We start from the raw sequence: 15733 nt of genomic DNA, 5'->3' as shown, positions 1-15733 counted from the left end.
ACTGGAACGTCTCAAATGAGGAGAGTAGATATGAAACAAGAATTAATGAAGGTTATCAATCAAAGACAACTGGCACCACGCATTTATGAACTCACGTTAAAAGGAGAATTAGTCAATGAAATGAATTCTCCAGGGCAGTTTCTGCATATTCGAGTGCCTCGTGCTGATTTGCTACTAAGGCGACCAATCAGTATCAACCAGATTGATCATGAAAATAAAACTTGTCGGATTATCTATCGAATCGAAGGAGAAGGGACAAAAATCTTCTCAGAATTGAAAATGGGCGATACACTCGATGTGTTAGGTCCTTTAGGCAATGGGTTTGACTTGTCAGGATTAGAACCAGAAGATGAAGTTTTCATCGTTGGCGGTGGGATTGGTGTGCCTCCTCTCTATGAGTTATCAAAGCAATTAAAAGAAAAGGGGATCATTCCAATTCATTTTCTAGGATTCGCCTCAAAAGACGTATTATATTATGAAGAAGAATTCAATGAATTAGGAGAAACTCGCATTGCAACAGATGACGGTACCTACGGAATCCACGGCAATGTCGGAAATTTATTGTTGAGTACAAGCAAAATGCCTAAAGCAGTGTTTGCTTGTGGCGCAAATGGACTATTGAAGACCGTCGAACAACTTTATTCAGATCATCCCAATGTCCAGCTGTCATTAGAATCTAGGATGGCTTGCGGTGTCGGTGCTTGCTACGCATGTGTGTGCCATAAGCCAGATGATGAGACAGGAACGAAAAGTGTGAAGGTCTGTGATGAAGGACCTATCTTCAAAGTTGGGGAGGTCATTTTATGAGTGGAAATCCTTTAGCAGTAAAACTTCCAGGGCTAGATTTGAAAAATCCGATCATGCCAGCCAGTGGATGCTTTGGTTTCGGAAAAGAATATGGAAAATATTATGATTTGAATCAACTAGGATCGATCATGGTCAAAGCAACGACACCTAAGGCAAGATTTGGCAATCCTACGCCGAGAGTAGCAGAAACACCTTCTGGTATGCTGAACGCGATCGGCTTACAAAATCCTGGACTAGATGTTGTGATGAAAGAATTATTACCTGAATTAGCTCATTACCAGGAATTGCCGATCATTGCGAATGTTGCAGGGGCATGTGAAGAAGATTATGTAGAAGTTTGTGCAAAAATCGGTGACGCACCGAATGTGAAAGCTATTGAATTGAATATTTCCTGCCCGAATGTCAAACATGGAGGTATCGCTTTTGGTACTGACCCAGAAGTTGCTTTTCAATTGACACAAGCGGTCAAAAAAGTAGCAAAAGTTCCAGTGTACGTGAAACTTTCGCCTAATGTGACAGATATCGTGCCCATCGCTCAAGCAATCGAAAGTGGCGGAGCCGATGGTTTCACCATGATCAATACACTACTTGGCATGCGGATCGATCTAAAAACCAGAAAACCAATTTTAGCAAATCAAACAGGGGGACTGTCAGGTCCAGCAATCAAACCTGTGGCCATTCGCTTGATCAATCAGGTGGCGTCCGTTTCAAAACTACCGATTATTGGAATGGGTGGTGTCCAAACTGTTGACGATGTGTTAGAGATGTTCATGGCAGGTGCAAGTGCTGTTGCTGTTGGAACGGCTAACTTTACCGATCCCTACATCTGTCCTAAACTGATTGAAGGGTTGCCAGTCCGAATGGCAGAACTTGGTATCGAATCATTAGAGCAATTAATCAAGGAAGTAAGAGAGGAACGAAATCAATGAATCAACGACCAATTATCGCGTTAGACTTTTCAACTTGGCAAGAAGTAGAAGAGTTTCTGCAATTATTCCCAGAAGATGAGAAATTATTTGTAAAAATCGGCATGGAATTATTCTACCAAGAAGGGCCAATCATTGTTCGTTGGTTAAAAGACGCTGGACACGATGTCTTTTTAGATTTGAAACTCCATGATATTCCGAATACTGTTGAAAAAGCTATGACAGGCCTAGCTAAATTAGGTGTGGACGTGACTTGTGTCCATGCAGCTGGTGGCATCCGAATGATGGAGGCTGCTCTAAGAGGATTAGAAGCAGGTACACCAGAAGATAAAAAACGCCCGCTGTTGTTGGCAATCACGCAATTAACTTCAACAAGTGAAGAAGAAATGCACCATGACCAATTGATCGATGTTCCTCTTGAAGAAAGTGTCATCCATTATGCCCGATGTGCCAAACAAGCTGGTCTTGACGGAGTAGTTTCATCCGCATGGGAAGTGAAATCCATCAAAGAAAAAACTGACCCATCATTTATCTGTCTAACCCCAGGGATACGTCCAGAAGGAACAGTTGCAGGAGATCAAACAAGAATTGTGACACCGGCTAAAGCACATGAAATCGGTTCTACGTTCATTGTCGTTGGTCGTCCAATCACATTGGCGCAAGATCCATATCAAGCGTATCAATCAATTAAAGAAGAATGGAGCCATTAATATGAAGTCAATTGAAACTAAGATCGCAAAAGATTTATTAGAAATCGAAGCTGTTTTTTTGAGCCCTAGTGAACCTTTTACTTGGGCAAGCGGTATCAAAAGTCCAATTTACTGTGACAATCGGATCACGATGAGCTATCCAAAAGTTAGAAAAGAAATTGCACAAGGGTTAGCAGACAAAATCAAAGAAGCATATCCAGATGTTGAAGTCATTGCAGGAACAGCTACTGCAGGCATCCCACATGCAGCATGGGTAGCTGAAATTTTAGATTTGCCGATGGTTTATATCAGAAGCAAACCGAAAGATCATGGTAAAGGAAACCAAATCGAAGGACGTATTTTTGAAGGGCAAAAAATGGTCGTGATCGAAGATCTGATTTCAACTGGCGGAAGTGTACTAGAAGCAGCAGAAGCCGCTAAACGTGAAGGGGCGAATGTCTTAGGTGTGGCTGCTATCTTCATATATGAATTACCAAAAGGAAAAGCAAACTTTACTAATGCGGAAATGCCATTATTGACCCTTACGAATTATTCAGTGCTGATCGAAGCAGCACTAGAAGAAAAATACATTGATGAAACAGAATTAAACCTATTGAAGGAATGGAAACAAGATCCTGAAAACTGGAAGAAAAACTGATTGCTTAACATCTGTAAAAAATATTTTAGCATCAGAAATAAAATGGTATACTAGTGTTGAATAAACAACAAATAAAGAAGTATTCAAGACGAAAGTTTTGCTATGGACGAGTAGCTCAGTGATAAATCACGTAGAAAAAATTTTTCTACGAGGTTTTAGAGCTATGTTGTTTTGAATGCTTCCAAAACATGATGTTCAGGTTTACCCTCAAACTCATTGTTTTAGAGCTATGTTGTTTTGAATGCTTCCAAAACTCAGAGGTGAAGTCAGACACTTTGACAGCTGTTTTAGAGCTATGTTGTTTTGAATGCTTCCAAAACCATTCTCTATTCAGATTTTGTAGGTATGCAGTTTTAGAGCTAAGCTATGTTGTTTTGAATGCTTCCAAAACCATTCTCTATTCAGATTTTGTAGGTATGCAGTTTTAGAGCTATGTTGTTTTGAATGCTTCCAAAACAAATTGCTGCAGATCATGAATTATCAGCGAGTTTTAGAGCTATGTTGTTTTGAATGCTTCCAAAACAAGGAGTTTTATAAATCGTGAACAAAAAAAGTTTTAGAGCTATGTTGTTTTGAATGTTTCCAAGTCAGCAACTGTTTTTGGGTAGTGTTATTTGAAAATACGATATACGAGTGGTAGAGACTAGAATGCTTTCTTCTGGTTTCTATTTTTTTATATAAATTGGGGATGATTTTGTTAAAATTATAAAAAAATCAATGGAAATAAAACGTGTTATTTGCAAATTTTAGTTATTTAATGGTAGGATTATCGCAAAAAGTATTCCATTATGGGAGGTCTATTTATGGGATTGAATGAATTTATTTTGGGATTGAACAACTTAGAAAAAATCACTCGGGCTCCTGGTTTCTTTAAATTCACCGAGCATACGGTAGCGGCACACTCGTATCGAGTGGCTTCGATTGCTCAAGTTTTAGGGGATATCGAAGAAGTAAATGGTCAAAAGATCGACTGGAAACTTCTCTATGAAAAGGCACTGAACCATGATTATACCGAGCGCTTCATTGGTGACATCAAAACTCCAGTAAAATATGCAAGTAAAGAGTTGCGGGGGATGTTGCAAACGGTAGAAGAGAAAATGACGGACGAGTTTATTAATCAGGAAATTCCAGAAGAATTTCAGGAAACGTATCGTAAACGTCTTTTTGAAGGAAAAGATAACACGGTTGAGGGAGAGTTACTAGCAATTTCTGATAAAGTCGATTTATTGTATGAATCTTTTGAAGAAATCATCAAAAACAATCCGGAAAAAGTCTATAAAGAAATGTTTATCGAAGCGGTCACGACGATCAAGTCATTCGAGCATCGTCCTTCTGTAAAGTATTTCTTCAATGAGATCTTCCCAGAATTACTGAACCAAGAATTCTATGGAAAAGAAGATTTTTTAGCAACAGTTTCGACCATTGTCAAGAAAACCAACAAATAAAACGAAAAAGAAAGCTCTGGAGGTATGGATTTGAAGAAAAATATGGATGTTGAATGGGGCTACTCGGGAGATAGAGGACCTGAACACTGGGCTGAGTTATGTGATTGGTTTGCCAAAGGAGCAGCTTTTTCTTTGCAGTCACCTATTCAATTAACTACATGTGAGGAAACAGGCGAGTCAAGTGAAACATTATCTTTCCACTATGAAAGGCAACGATTCACGGACAAAGAATTCAAAAATACGATTCATTTAGTTCCTTACGATCAACTTAGTTACGTTGAATTTAAAGATCAAAAATTTTATTTGACTGATATCCACTTCCATATGCCTTCTGAGCATTTGATCAATGGAAAACAGGAAGATATTGAGTTCCACTTTGTGCACATGAATGCCAAAAAAGAAAATTTGGTCGTAGGAGTCATGTATCATTTAGCAACTGGAGAAGGTTGGTTATATGATCGCGAGAATGGTGATTCTTGGGACGTGGAGAAACACGAACATTGGACGAACCCAATCGTCTTATTCCCAGAGCAAAAGAGCCATTATCATTATGTCGGGTCGTTAACCACACCGCCGACTAGCGGTCCTATACAGTGGTTTGTAATGGACCAGATCCAAAAATTGAATAAGGACTTTTTGATTCCTTTTAAAGGGCAATATGCACAACCAAATAATCGACCGATCCAACCGCTGAAAAACCGAGAAATCAACTATTACACGGAGGCAAATCAGTGAATTTTCAACAATTGAAATATGTGGTCGCTGTGGCAAACAATGGAAGTTTTAGAGAAGCGGCTAAAAAACTATATGTTGCACAACCTAGTTTGTCGGCAGGTATCAAGGAACTTGAAACAGAGCTTGGGATCACTCTTTTTACCCGAACCAATCGAGGGGCCTTTTTAACCGAAGAAGGCCAAGAGTTTTTAAAACGAGCAGAACGAATCTTAGTGCAACTGGAATCGTTAGAAGGGTATTATCTTGCGAATGAAAAGCGAGACAGCTTTTCTATTGCTTCGCAACACTATGATTTTTTAGGTCCTTTGACAGCAAAGCTGATTACTTCATTCAAACAAGAAATCAAACAATTTCGGATCATTGAAACGACTACTGCAAAAGTGATAGAAGAAGTCAAAGAGCAACATAGTGAAATTGGTATCCTTTATATGAATGAACACAATCGTTCAGGGATCAAAAGATACTTGGAACAAGGAGAATTGGTGACACAGGCTTTAGGGACTTTCAAGACACATATCTTTTTACGTCAAGAACATCCATTGAGCCAAAAAAAGGAGATAGCCAAAGAGGAGCTATTTCCATATCCCCAAGTGAGATTTACTCAAGATGGCAGTAATTTTCCTTATTTTTATGAGGATTTGATCGAGATTCCTGACCAAGAAACGGTGATCTATACGAGTGATCGTGGTACATTGATGAATATCGTTCTGGAAACAGATGCTTATGCTTCTGGTTCTGGAATCGTGATCGGCGAGATGAAAGAATACCTTCGATTGATTCCCCTAGCAGATAGTCAAGAAAATGAGTTGGTGATCATTTACTCCGTGAAACGACCATTAAGTAAAATCGCTCAACGGTTCATCCACCATCTCACACAGCTAATCAAACAGTAAGAACATCATTAGAAACAATTGGAATGATCGCTTGTAAAAGCTATTGTTCTAATTGTTTTTTTGTCTGTCTTTTTCGCGTTGTAAATGATAGGATTGAAAGTAGTAGGAAACGAAAAAAGTAGTAGAAAGGCGTGAGGTGATGAAACGAAAACTGTCTAGGAGAAGTGTTATCGCAAGTGTGATTTTTGTAGGTACATTGATTGGCGGGTTTGTCATAGCACAACAATTACCTGAATACGAAAATGTCATCCTGACTATTTGTCTATTAGTCATGATTTTTAGAATGAAAATAACTGATTTTATACTAAAAACGAACAAAAAATCAAGAATATCTGCATGACTACAATATCTATTCGCTTCCGTCAGGCGTGAAAATCGCTTATTTAGGCGGTATAACAGTAAATGGCGTGATGTAAACTACATCGTTTTTGCAGAAAGGGTGGGATTATGAAAGAAATCGAAATCAAAGACAGAACTCCTTTGCTTGTCGAGCAATTGGTTGATGTATGGGAAAAATCGGTAAGAGAAACTCATCTTTTCTTATCAGGTGAGGAAATAGAAGAGATAAAAAAATTTGTGCCGACTGCCTTGATGGCCGTGCCACAATTGCTTGTTGAAACTGATAAAAATGCAATGCCTGTCGCTTTTATGGGAATTGATGACGGAAAACTGGAAATGCTGTTCATTGCTCCAGAAGAGCGTGGTAGAGGATTAGGTAGAAAGCTGTTGGGATATGGAATGACAAAATATGGTATAAAAGAACTCGTTGTCAATGAGCAAAATCCACAAGCAAAAGGATTTTATGAACATATGGGATTCCAAGTTCGTGAAAGGTCAGAGATGGATGAACAGGGAAATCCGTATCCTATCTTGTTTATGGAAATAAGTTAAGTTATATAACTAAATACTACATGTTTTAAAGACAGTTTCCTATAAAAAATAGGCTGTCTTTTTTTTGTTAAAAAACTAGCTGAGTCAGCTAACTAACTACACTTCTTAAGTAACAAAGCTATTCTACATAATTGCTGTTTAATCGACAACGATTGGGGCTATTTCAGAAATTAAATTATGAGTGTCCAGAAACGTGTGATGTATGAGTATGATATACTGTTGTACATTTAAGCTTATTTAAGTTATTATTAAAATGAACTTAAAATCACTTATTACAGTAAGGAGAGTTCTATCGATGAATCAACAAAAAAGATTGCTGATAATAATGGAAAGACTAAAAAAAGAACAATCGTTAACTTTACAAGACATTATGCAACTTACAGGTGCTTCTAGAGACACGGCTAGAAGAGATACAATAAAACTAGCGGATAACAACCTTGTGATTAGAACTTACGGAGGTATCAGTTTAGCAAATTCATTTAATAAAATAGATGGATATTTAGGACGAACAGATCAAGAACTTCAAGTAAAAAAGCAAATTGCTCGAGAAGCAAGTAAATTATTACTTGAAAAACAAAATATATATTTAGATGTGTCGACCACAATCTCTCTTTTGCCCCAGTATTTAGCGAATAGAAACATAAAAAAAGCTGTAACGAACTCGATTGACATTGCTGATCAATTTTTAAAGACTACTTCAATCCCTACTACAATCCTTGGGGGAACATTAAATAAAGAAAGCCGTTCAGTTACTGGTGGATACCCAATCTGGGAATTAACTAAGTATCGGTTTGATATTTCTTTCTTAAGTTGTGCAGGTATAAATAATCAAGGAATCTATTATGCCCATGAAGAAGATATAGCAATGAAGCAGGCAATTAGAGAGAAAAGTAATAAAATCGTACTGCTATGCGACCATACAAAAATCAACTTATCTCATAATTATCTTATCTACACGTTTGAAGAACTCGACTACTTGGTAACCGATAAAAAAATTCCTGAAGAATTAGCCGTTAGAATAGGAAAGAGTAAAATCATTTACACAAAGGAGAAAAGCTATGATTAAAACGATATTATTTGATGTTGATGGAACGATTATTGATACAGAATATGTTATGACACATTCTCTGCAAAAAACATTGCGTGAAGAATTAGATAAGGAAATCCCGATTAAAGAATTACATTATATTTTAGGTATTCCCGGAAGAGATGCGATTAAAAAGTTTGTAAATACTGAGGAAGAAGAGGAGACTCTCTTATCAAAATGGGGTGAAAACGTACTTTTATTAGCAGATAATGCTCAAGTTTTTCCGCATATAGAAGAAACATTACAGATATTGCACGTAAAAGAGATTCAATTAGGACTTGTTACATCTAAAACAAAGGAAGAAATGAAGAATGAATTTGACCGATTTGATTTAAATCAGTATTTTGATATACAAATTACAGCTTCAGATACTAACTTGCATAAACCTTTTCCAGATCCAATACAAAAGGCAATTGACGAGCTCAATGTAAAAAAGGAAGAGACGATTTATATTGGTGATTCATTATATGACATGCAAAGTGCGAAAGCATGTGGAGTCACTTTTGGTTTAGCTAAATGGGGAGCCCAAAATATTGAAAATTTTCAAAATGTCAACATAGTTATTGACTCTCCTCAAGAAATACTTGATTTGTTAGAAAAATAGAAAAAGAGTGTGAGAGAAGAATGATATGCTCCCCTATATAGGAATTTTATATTTCTGTGTCCACTAGACGGGAAGTGCATCATAGTGTCTCACACTCTTTTTTTAAGTGTGGGACAAAACTAAAAATCATTTTTGCCATAGACTTGTGAATAAACGAAAGTTCAAAAGTCAGTTTTTTCGGAAATTTCAAAAAAGAGGCTGTGACAGAAGTGTTTAACTCCGAGAAATAAGCCGAAATTAACGAAAATTGCTTTTCAAATTTTTGTGAATTTCGGCTTATTTAAGAAGAAGTTGTTTCTGCTCCCACCGTTTATTCGTTTTTAAAGAATGAGACAAAAGTGTTTCTTACTTTTGTCCTACGATTTTTCTCTCCAATTTCTCAAATCGAAACGACTTTTGTCTCGATCTCATTTTAGAATATGAAATAGTGAAAAAAGAGCAAAATACGACAAGTAAAAATTAGTACAGTTGTAAAAACAGATTTTTCTCATAAAGCGAGTAAAAATATTGCTTTTTTTTTGGTTTTAAGGGATTATATAGCTAGAAAATGGCAATTGTCCATTATTTCATTGATTAATCAGAAATTTTTAGCTGATTTAGTAGTTACTTTTTTATTATTATTAAACAGATTTTAGAGGTGTTATAATCTTGGATTGGAGAGTTGCCATGATTGAATTGAGGAATGTTTCTAAGCGATATGAAAATACCCAAGCGTTGCAATCGATTGATTTTTCTGTCGAAGAAGGAGAAATTATTGGAATCGTTGGGAAAAGCGGCTCAGGAAAATCTACACTGCTTCGCTTGTTGAATCTGATGGAGGACCCGAGTTCGGGAAAAATACTATTTGATGGCATAGATAGTCAAACTTTCACAAGAAATGAGCGTCGTCAGCAAAAACAACGGATGGGAATGATTTTTCAAAATTATAATCTATTGGATAATTTACGCGTATACGAAAACGTAGCATTACCTTTGAAATTACAAAAAAAAGTTAATGAGGATAAACTTGCACAATTATTAGACTTTGTTGATATGAACCACAAAGCGCAAGCTTACCCAGCCAATCTTTCTGGAGGAGAAAAGCAACGGGTTTCGATTGCCAGAGCACTAAGTAGAGATCCTCGTATCCTATTATGTGATGAGGCGACCAGTTCATTGGATGAGGAAAATACTGAAAGCGTTATACGCCTATTGCAAAAAACACATGAAGCGTTCCAACCGACTATTTTCTTTGTAAGTCATGAACTTGAAACAGTCAAAAGCCTCTGTAAACGGATTCTCGTCATGGAACATGGAGAACTGATTGGCGAATTATCCAACAATCCCGAATACTTTGAAGAGGAAAACCTTACTTATTTTGAAAAGATAAAAAGGGGGCTTGACCATTGACACATACTAGTTTTATGGAGTATTGGCCCGCATTGCTAACAAGTTTGAAGGAAACAGGGATCATGATGTCGATTTCAATGGTGATTTGTCTTTTGATCGGCTTACCATTAGGCTTGAGTTTGTTTCTGACAAACCCAAAAATGAAAGGTCATCACCCATGGCTGTATTGGTTACTCAATTTTTTAGTTACAGTTGTCCGTTCATTTCCGTATTTATTGTTTGTGATTGCCTTGATTCCCCTTACACGTTCTGTCCTAGGGAAAGCTTTTGGCCCTGTTCCTTCATCCGTTCCATTGAGTATCGTAGCAATTGCGATTTTTGCTCGGTTAGTCGAGCAAGTACTATTAGATGTGCCAAAAGAGATTGGTGCTCTGGCTAACTCCTTAGGAACATCCAGATTACAATATGTTTGGTATTTTTTATTAGTTGAAGCACGTAGTGGATTAGTATTGGCTTATACGACCACGACCGTCAGTATGGTTTCCTATTCTACCGTTATGGGAGTCATTGGTGGTGGCGGAATTGGCGATTTCGCTGTACGTGTAGGTTATCAGCGTTATGAATACGGTATGATGTATGTCGCCATCGTGATCATGATTGCGTTGGTCTTCATTTTACAAATGTTCGGTAATTTCATTGCCCAAACACTAGACAAACGAAAATAGGAGGAAAAAGAATGAAAAAGGTTTATCTGATTGTATTGGCTGCTCTTGCAACTGTGATTTTGGCTGCTTGTGGTGGAGGTAAAGAGGGGAAAGAAGACAAAGAAATCACGGTAGCTGTCCAGTTAGAATCATCAAAAGATATTTTAGAAATTGCGAAAAAGACAGCTGAAAAAGAAGGCTACACAATCAATATCATGGAAGTTAGTGATAATGTCGCATATAATGATGCCGTCCAACATGATGAAGCAGATTCGAACTTCGCACAGCATGAACCATTTATGGAGATGTTCAATAAAGAGAAGAAAGCTGATCTTGTAGCTGTTCAACCGATTTATTATTTCTCTGGAGGATTTTATTCTAAGTCATATCAATCAGCAAATGAATTACCTCAAAATGCGAAAGTAGGGATACCTAGTGATCCAACGAATGAGGGACGCGCATTGGCAATCCTTGCTAAAAATGGGGTAATCACATTAAAAGAAGGTGTAGGATTTGAGGGGACAGTCGCTGATATTGTAAAAAATCCTAAAAATCTTACATTTGAAAGCATTGATTTATTGAATTTAGTAAAAGCCTATGATGAAAAAGATATCGCTATGGTCTTTTGTTATCCTGCTTATTTGGAGCCCGCTGGTTTAACGACTAAAGACGCGGTGCTATTAGAAGATGAAGAAGCAAGTGAACATTACGCATTGCAACTCGTTACGCGTGAAGGTGAAAAAGACAGCGAAAAAATCAAGGTACTCAAAAAAGCAATGACTACCCAAGAAGTAGCAGATTACATCAAAAATAATTCAAAAGGTTCAAATATTCCCGCTTTTTAGATTTTAGCTAAGGAGTACAGTTAACTTTCTAACATAAAACTCTTCAAGTACAGTAAAAATGATGGCTCCCCCGATAATGGGACAATAAAACAATCAATGATTTTTTTGAACTACTCTTTCATCTTTGGAGAGTAGTTTTTGCTATATCAAAGGATAGTAAAGACCTGGTATAATTGTTGACTTTTCTACAAAAAAGAAATACGGTTAAAAAAACTGTCAATTTTTCTAGGAGTGAGTGCTGTGATTTCATTAAAAGACAAATTTTTAAAAGAAAATATTCCTTTTGAACTATATGACCACCGGGCGATTTATACGAATGAAGATGCACTAGTCGTGAAAAAAGAGCAAGGATTTACTGGAACGGAAACAAAAAGCCTCTTTTTGAAAGATAAGAAAGACAACTATTACATCTATTTGACCTTTACCACTAAAAAAAGCGATTTTAAAAAGGTAAGTAAGCTGATCGGTAAGAGAGTTTCTGTTGTTTCTTCAGAAAAAATGGAAGAATTGACAGGTCAAAAACCAGGTGCTGTTTCTCCGTTTGGCTATACGTTCCATGTACCTGTAATCATTGATGAAGAATTACTATCCCATCAAAAAATCGTCTTTGCACCTGGAAGACCTGATCAAACGATGGTCGTGGAAGTGGCGGATCTAGAAAAAATCATCCAAGTCTTAGGGTTGGAAGTCTACTATTTACCAGTGGGAGAATAAAGAATGTCTGAAATTTTACGAGAGATCGGTGTTTTTTCTCGTTCTTTGGCTTCAATCAGTAAATTTGAGTTCAAAGAGATCCATTTGAAAAAAGAGCAATAGTTGCCTCTAGCAAATATGAGTCATTCATCTTCCCTGCATTGATGCCAAGAATAACACGCATTGGATATTGTGTCCTATACACCAAGCTTGGATAGGGTCGAATCATCTAGTGTTCCAACATGAGTCATTGCCCAAAAAGTTTAGAGGGATCCGCTCGCTTTGAATGGGAAAAAGAACTTAATAGGTGCCAAATTAGCTATAGGGAAAATACAAAAGTAAGAAACACTTTTATCTCATTCTTTAAAAATGAATAGACAGTGGGAGCAGAAGCAACTCCTTCTTAAATAAGCCGAAATTCACAAAAATTTGAAAAGCAATTTTCGTGAATTCCGGCTTATTTCTCGGAGTTAAACACTTCTGTCCCAACCTCTTTTTGATTGCTCTTTTTTGATGCGAAAAGGGAACGAGGCTAAAAACAACCATTCAGTAAGGGAAGGGATTGTATCTTTTTTCTATGTTGGATGGTTGATTTTTTGCTATGGTGTAGTTATCGATAGGTGGAGGACACTAACTTTTGATCTGTATCAGCCCCAGTTCAAGCCCTTTGATGATGGCAGATACTGTTGAGTTCACCTCTAATTTATTGTTGATAGAGCAGATATGGGAATTGACAGTACGGCGACTTATAAATAATTTTTTGGCAATTTCGTGCTGTGTCTGTCCAGTAGCTGCTAGTTTCAAGACTTCTAATTCTCTATCCGTGATTTTATTTGCGATCGATTGATCTGGTGACAAGAGTGTATGACCTTTGGAAATAAATTTGATTTTGGTGATCAACTCATCTAGAGAAACAGTTTTATTTATAAAGGCTTTAGCACCTAGCTTGAATGCCTCATTACGATAGACTTGTAAATCATAACCAGAAAGAAAAATTAGTTTAGTATGTGGGACTTGTTCCATAATTTCTTTTCCGACAACTAATCCGTTGACACTACCCATACGGATATCTAACAGAACAATATCTGGTTTATTCTTAATAATAACTTTTAAAATATCAACTTTTTCCGAAAAAATATCAAATCGTTCAAAATAAGTGGATAAGGAAAACTGCATCGCTTGGGCAAAAAGTGTATGATCATCAAATAAAATAATATGCATGTGGCTAGATCACTCCCCATCGATTGGAATCATAAATGTAGTACTTAGGCCGTTGATTTGTATGTATGCTTTTCATTTTAGGAATAGCAAAGTGTTCCATTTTTTGCTACTTAGTTGGCGAAATCACGAAGAGAATGAGTTCCTTATGAAACGTGTAGTTTGGATGTATCCATTCCATTTTACTGTATTTAAATTTAATTGAGAATCCGTATATTGTGCAATTTACAATATAGAATTTTACACAATGTACCGATGCTTTTTTAATTCGTTGTGAGATAGACTTAAAGAAAAGTAATCTGTGGAATAAAGCGGAGTTCCTTATAGAATTGAGTTACAATGACATGGATCGTTATGGAGTAATACTGGTGGTAGCAGTTAGTATTAAGGTGGGGAAATAGAATGTTGAAGCTGAGTGATTTTTCAAAGAGTTTTGGAAGGAAAGTACTTTTTGAAAAGGTTTCGTTCACTTTTTATCAAAACGTAACTTACTATATTTACGGAGAAAATGGTATTGGCAAAACGACCTTGTTCCATTGTATATTAGGACAAGAAAAATTTACTGGGATGATCGATAAAGAATCATCTAGTATATTTTGTGTTTTTGATGATACGCCATTTTTTTTAAATTTGACTGGACTGGATAACCTAGTTTTCTTTACAAAAAATAAAAATATACGATTTGAGATAGAAAAATTAGAGTCTTCATACTTATCGAAAGGATTGCTGTATAAATCGCGTGTAAGAACCTATTCTTTAGGCGAACGAAAGATGTTGGCTTTACTACTTGTGAGATTGCTCCATCCTAAAATTCTCTTGTTAGATGAAGTTCTAAATGGATTGGATCAAATGAATCGATTGCTTCTTTTCAAGACGTTAAAATATTTAATGAAACAAGGAACGTTGATAATAATGAGCGGGCATGAATCACTGTATTTAGAGCTTTGTGATGAGCATTTATGGGTAAAGAATAAGACGATCGAAGTTGTACCGAAACACAAAGTGCGTACATTATTTGCTGTCGTAGAAGAAGGTGGGTCTGTTGCTGAGTGAACTGCATTATCAATGGAAGTCAAAAAATTATTTGATTTTTTTAGTGATTTCGATTTTTGTGACTGCAATGATGTATCTATCCCAAAGAAATCTGGTGAATAGCCATTTAGACAGTTTTTATCAAGCAGTGGAGGATGCCATAGCAAATGGTGAAAACATTACTCAACTGTTAGACGGAGGTTTTCGTTTAGAACGTTCTAAAAATATAGAAATAATCGATAATCCTACAAAATACTATTTTATGGCATATCAAGCAAGTTTAGTAGCGATGTTACCTAAAAACGGAATCAACCAATTATTGTCTTCTTCGTTTTTTATTATTTTTCCCTTTATGAGTGGTATTTACGGAGTTGTTATCGCAAACGCAGAAATAAAATATGGAACGAACAAAGTGCATCGAACAATCTGTTCGCAGTGGCAAATCAACCAGTCGAAACTAATCGCTAGTATGGTAATAACTCTGACTAGCGTATTACTTATTTCAATTATGGGTTTCGTTATGTTACAGCTATTGACGCCTTGGTTATTCCCAGTGGAAGTAATTCCCTTGATAGAGTTAGACAGCATAAATCAACTCTCCTTTATGCATCATTCACTCTATCAGATCCTTTTTGTTTTAGGAAATAGCCTGATCTATCTTTTGATTATGTTCTATCTTACTCTAGTTACAAAAAATATGTTAGTGAGCCTATTTGTACTAAGTACATATACTCTGTTTTTACCGATATTAGGGAAATTTGACTTGAAAAATATCATTCTGACAATGTATCCGAAAGTGTTCAATACGAATGCGACTACTTTTCATATAAATGAGGGTATTGATCTATCATTGAACATCTGGGTAGTGCTGTTCCCGATTGTTCTGCTGCTCGTATACGGCATCACCATGGAAAAAATTTTACGTTTCAAAGGTACAGGCTAATAGTTTCTTCCAAGTGACTATCGTCGAAGAGAGGCACTTGATTGAGCTTATTTTCTCGTGTATGGGGTATTTTAGAAGAAATGGTGTCACAGACTATACTTCACGGATGGATTGGAAACATGTTTGCTTCTATGTATGATAAAATCGTATGATAAAATCAACGAGTGTGTATCAACAGTAAGAAACATTCTACTTCGCGCTTTAAAAAACGAATAAACGGCTGAAACAGACGTA

At 36.6% G+C, this 15733-nt stretch carries 18 protein-coding genes; 17 read left to right on the top strand and 1 reads right to left on the bottom strand.

The genetic code is table 11. The annotated features are described in order from the left end of the window. Positions 1 to 30 precede the first annotated feature (30 nt). The 15 genes from FGQ66_RS06185 to FGQ66_RS06115 all read left to right on the top strand — a co-directional run bounded on the left by FGQ66_RS06185 (position 31) and on the right by FGQ66_RS06115 (position 12327). On the top strand, positions 31 to 807 hold the full coding sequence (locus FGQ66_RS06185) for a dihydroorotate dehydrogenase electron transfer subunit (RefSeq protein WP_104660398.1): 777 nt from the start codon (positions 31 to 33) through the stop codon (positions 805 to 807). Further along, positions 804 to 1736: a dihydroorotate dehydrogenase gene (locus tag FGQ66_RS06180; protein WP_095443852.1), complete on the top strand. Its 933-nt coding sequence runs from the start codon at positions 804 to 806 to the stop codon at positions 1734 to 1736. Before FGQ66_RS06185 ends, FGQ66_RS06180 begins: the two co-directional genes overlap by 4 nt. Next, positions 1733 to 2443, top strand: a complete 711-nt coding sequence (gene pyrF / locus FGQ66_RS06175) for an orotidine-5'-phosphate decarboxylase (protein WP_138302024.1) — start codon at positions 1733 to 1735, stop codon at positions 2441 to 2443. Before FGQ66_RS06180 ends, pyrF begins: the two co-directional genes overlap by 4 nt. Before the next feature lies 1 nt (position 2444). Then, entirely contained in the window at positions 2445 to 3080 is a 636-nt protein-coding gene (gene pyrE, locus FGQ66_RS06170; protein WP_138302023.1) for an orotate phosphoribosyltransferase, read from the top strand. Between the two features lie 803 nt (positions 3081 to 3883). Continuing rightward, the gene (locus tag FGQ66_RS06165; protein ID WP_005879659.1) at positions 3884 to 4525 is read left to right on the top strand and encodes a YfbR-like 5'-deoxynucleotidase; all 642 of its coding nucleotides are present in this window, start codon (positions 3884 to 3886) and stop codon (positions 4523 to 4525) included. Positions 4526 to 4555: 30 nt separating this feature from the next. Next, on the top strand, positions 4556 to 5260 hold the full coding sequence (locus tag FGQ66_RS06160) for a carbonic anhydrase family protein (RefSeq protein ID WP_138302022.1): 705 nt from the start codon (positions 4556 to 4558) through the stop codon (positions 5258 to 5260). Continuing rightward, positions 5257 to 6153 (top strand): LysR family transcriptional regulator, encoded by an 897-nt coding sequence (locus FGQ66_RS06155; RefSeq protein ID WP_138302021.1) that lies wholly within the window; start codon positions 5257 to 5259, stop codon positions 6151 to 6153. Before FGQ66_RS06160 ends, FGQ66_RS06155 begins: the two co-directional genes overlap by 4 nt. A 139-nt stretch (positions 6154 to 6292) precedes the next feature. Then, on the top strand, positions 6293 to 6493 hold the full coding sequence (locus tag FGQ66_RS06150) for a hypothetical protein (RefSeq protein ID WP_138302020.1): 201 nt from the start codon (positions 6293 to 6295) through the stop codon (positions 6491 to 6493). 107 nt (positions 6494 to 6600) lie between these two features. Beyond that, positions 6601 to 7044: a GNAT family N-acetyltransferase gene (locus FGQ66_RS06145; protein ID WP_138302019.1), complete on the top strand. Its 444-nt coding sequence runs from the start codon at positions 6601 to 6603 to the stop codon at positions 7042 to 7044. A gap of 295 nt (positions 7045 to 7339) precedes the next feature. After that, the gene (locus FGQ66_RS06140) at positions 7340 to 8110 is read left to right on the top strand and encodes a DeoR/GlpR family DNA-binding transcription regulator (RefSeq protein ID WP_113845551.1); all 771 of its coding nucleotides are present in this window, start codon (positions 7340 to 7342) and stop codon (positions 8108 to 8110) included. Beyond that, complete coding sequence (locus FGQ66_RS06135; protein WP_138302018.1) at positions 8103 to 8735, top strand: HAD family hydrolase; 633 nt, start codon at positions 8103 to 8105, stop codon at positions 8733 to 8735. Before FGQ66_RS06140 ends, FGQ66_RS06135 begins: the two co-directional genes overlap by 8 nt. A 666-nt stretch (positions 8736 to 9401) precedes the next feature. Next, complete coding sequence (emtA, locus tag FGQ66_RS06130; RefSeq protein ID WP_138302017.1) at positions 9402 to 10124, top strand: metal ABC transporter ATP-binding protein EmtA; 723 nt, start codon at positions 9402 to 9404, stop codon at positions 10122 to 10124. Positions 10125 to 10138: 14 nt separating this feature from the next. After that, entirely contained in the window at positions 10139 to 10789 is a 651-nt protein-coding gene (emtB, locus tag FGQ66_RS06125; protein WP_373134924.1) for a metal ABC transporter permease EmtB, read from the top strand. 11 nt (positions 10790 to 10800) lie between these two features. After that, positions 10801 to 11613, top strand: coding sequence for a metal family ABC transporter substrate-binding protein EmtC (gene emtC, locus FGQ66_RS06120; RefSeq protein ID WP_138302015.1), 813 nt, complete (start codon positions 10801 to 10803; stop codon positions 11611 to 11613). A 240-nt stretch (positions 11614 to 11853) separates the two neighbouring features. Then, positions 11854 to 12327 (top strand): YbaK/EbsC family protein, encoded by a 474-nt coding sequence (locus FGQ66_RS06115; protein ID WP_081133542.1) that lies wholly within the window; start codon positions 11854 to 11856, stop codon positions 12325 to 12327. 609 nt (positions 12328 to 12936) lie between these two features. On the opposite strand, the gene FGQ66_RS06105 is transcribed toward FGQ66_RS06115, so the two are convergent. After that, positions 12937 to 13527 carry a response regulator transcription factor gene (locus FGQ66_RS06105; RefSeq protein WP_095443854.1) on the bottom strand — a complete coding sequence of 197 codons (591 nt, stop codon included), beginning with the start codon at positions 13525 to 13527 and terminating at the stop codon, positions 12937 to 12939. A gap of 399 nt (positions 13528 to 13926) precedes the next feature. Between FGQ66_RS06105 and FGQ66_RS06100 the strand changes: the two genes are divergently transcribed. Beyond that, on the top strand, positions 13927 to 14577 hold the full coding sequence (locus FGQ66_RS06100) for an ATP-binding cassette domain-containing protein (protein ID WP_138302014.1): 651 nt from the start codon (positions 13927 to 13929) through the stop codon (positions 14575 to 14577). After that, complete coding sequence (locus FGQ66_RS06095; protein WP_138302013.1) at positions 14567 to 15499, top strand: hypothetical protein; 933 nt, start codon at positions 14567 to 14569, stop codon at positions 15497 to 15499. Before FGQ66_RS06100 ends, FGQ66_RS06095 begins: the two co-directional genes overlap by 11 nt. Positions 15500 to 15733 lie beyond the last annotated feature (234 nt).

Source organism: Enterococcus sp. BSD2780061688st2 D3, assembly GCF_005844145.1.
GTDB classification, from domain to species: Bacteria; Bacillota; Bacilli; order Lactobacillales; family Enterococcaceae; genus Enterococcus_B; species Enterococcus_B durans.
Note: the sequence above shows the minus strand (reverse complement) of the source record. Positions and strands in the feature narration are given on the sequence as shown.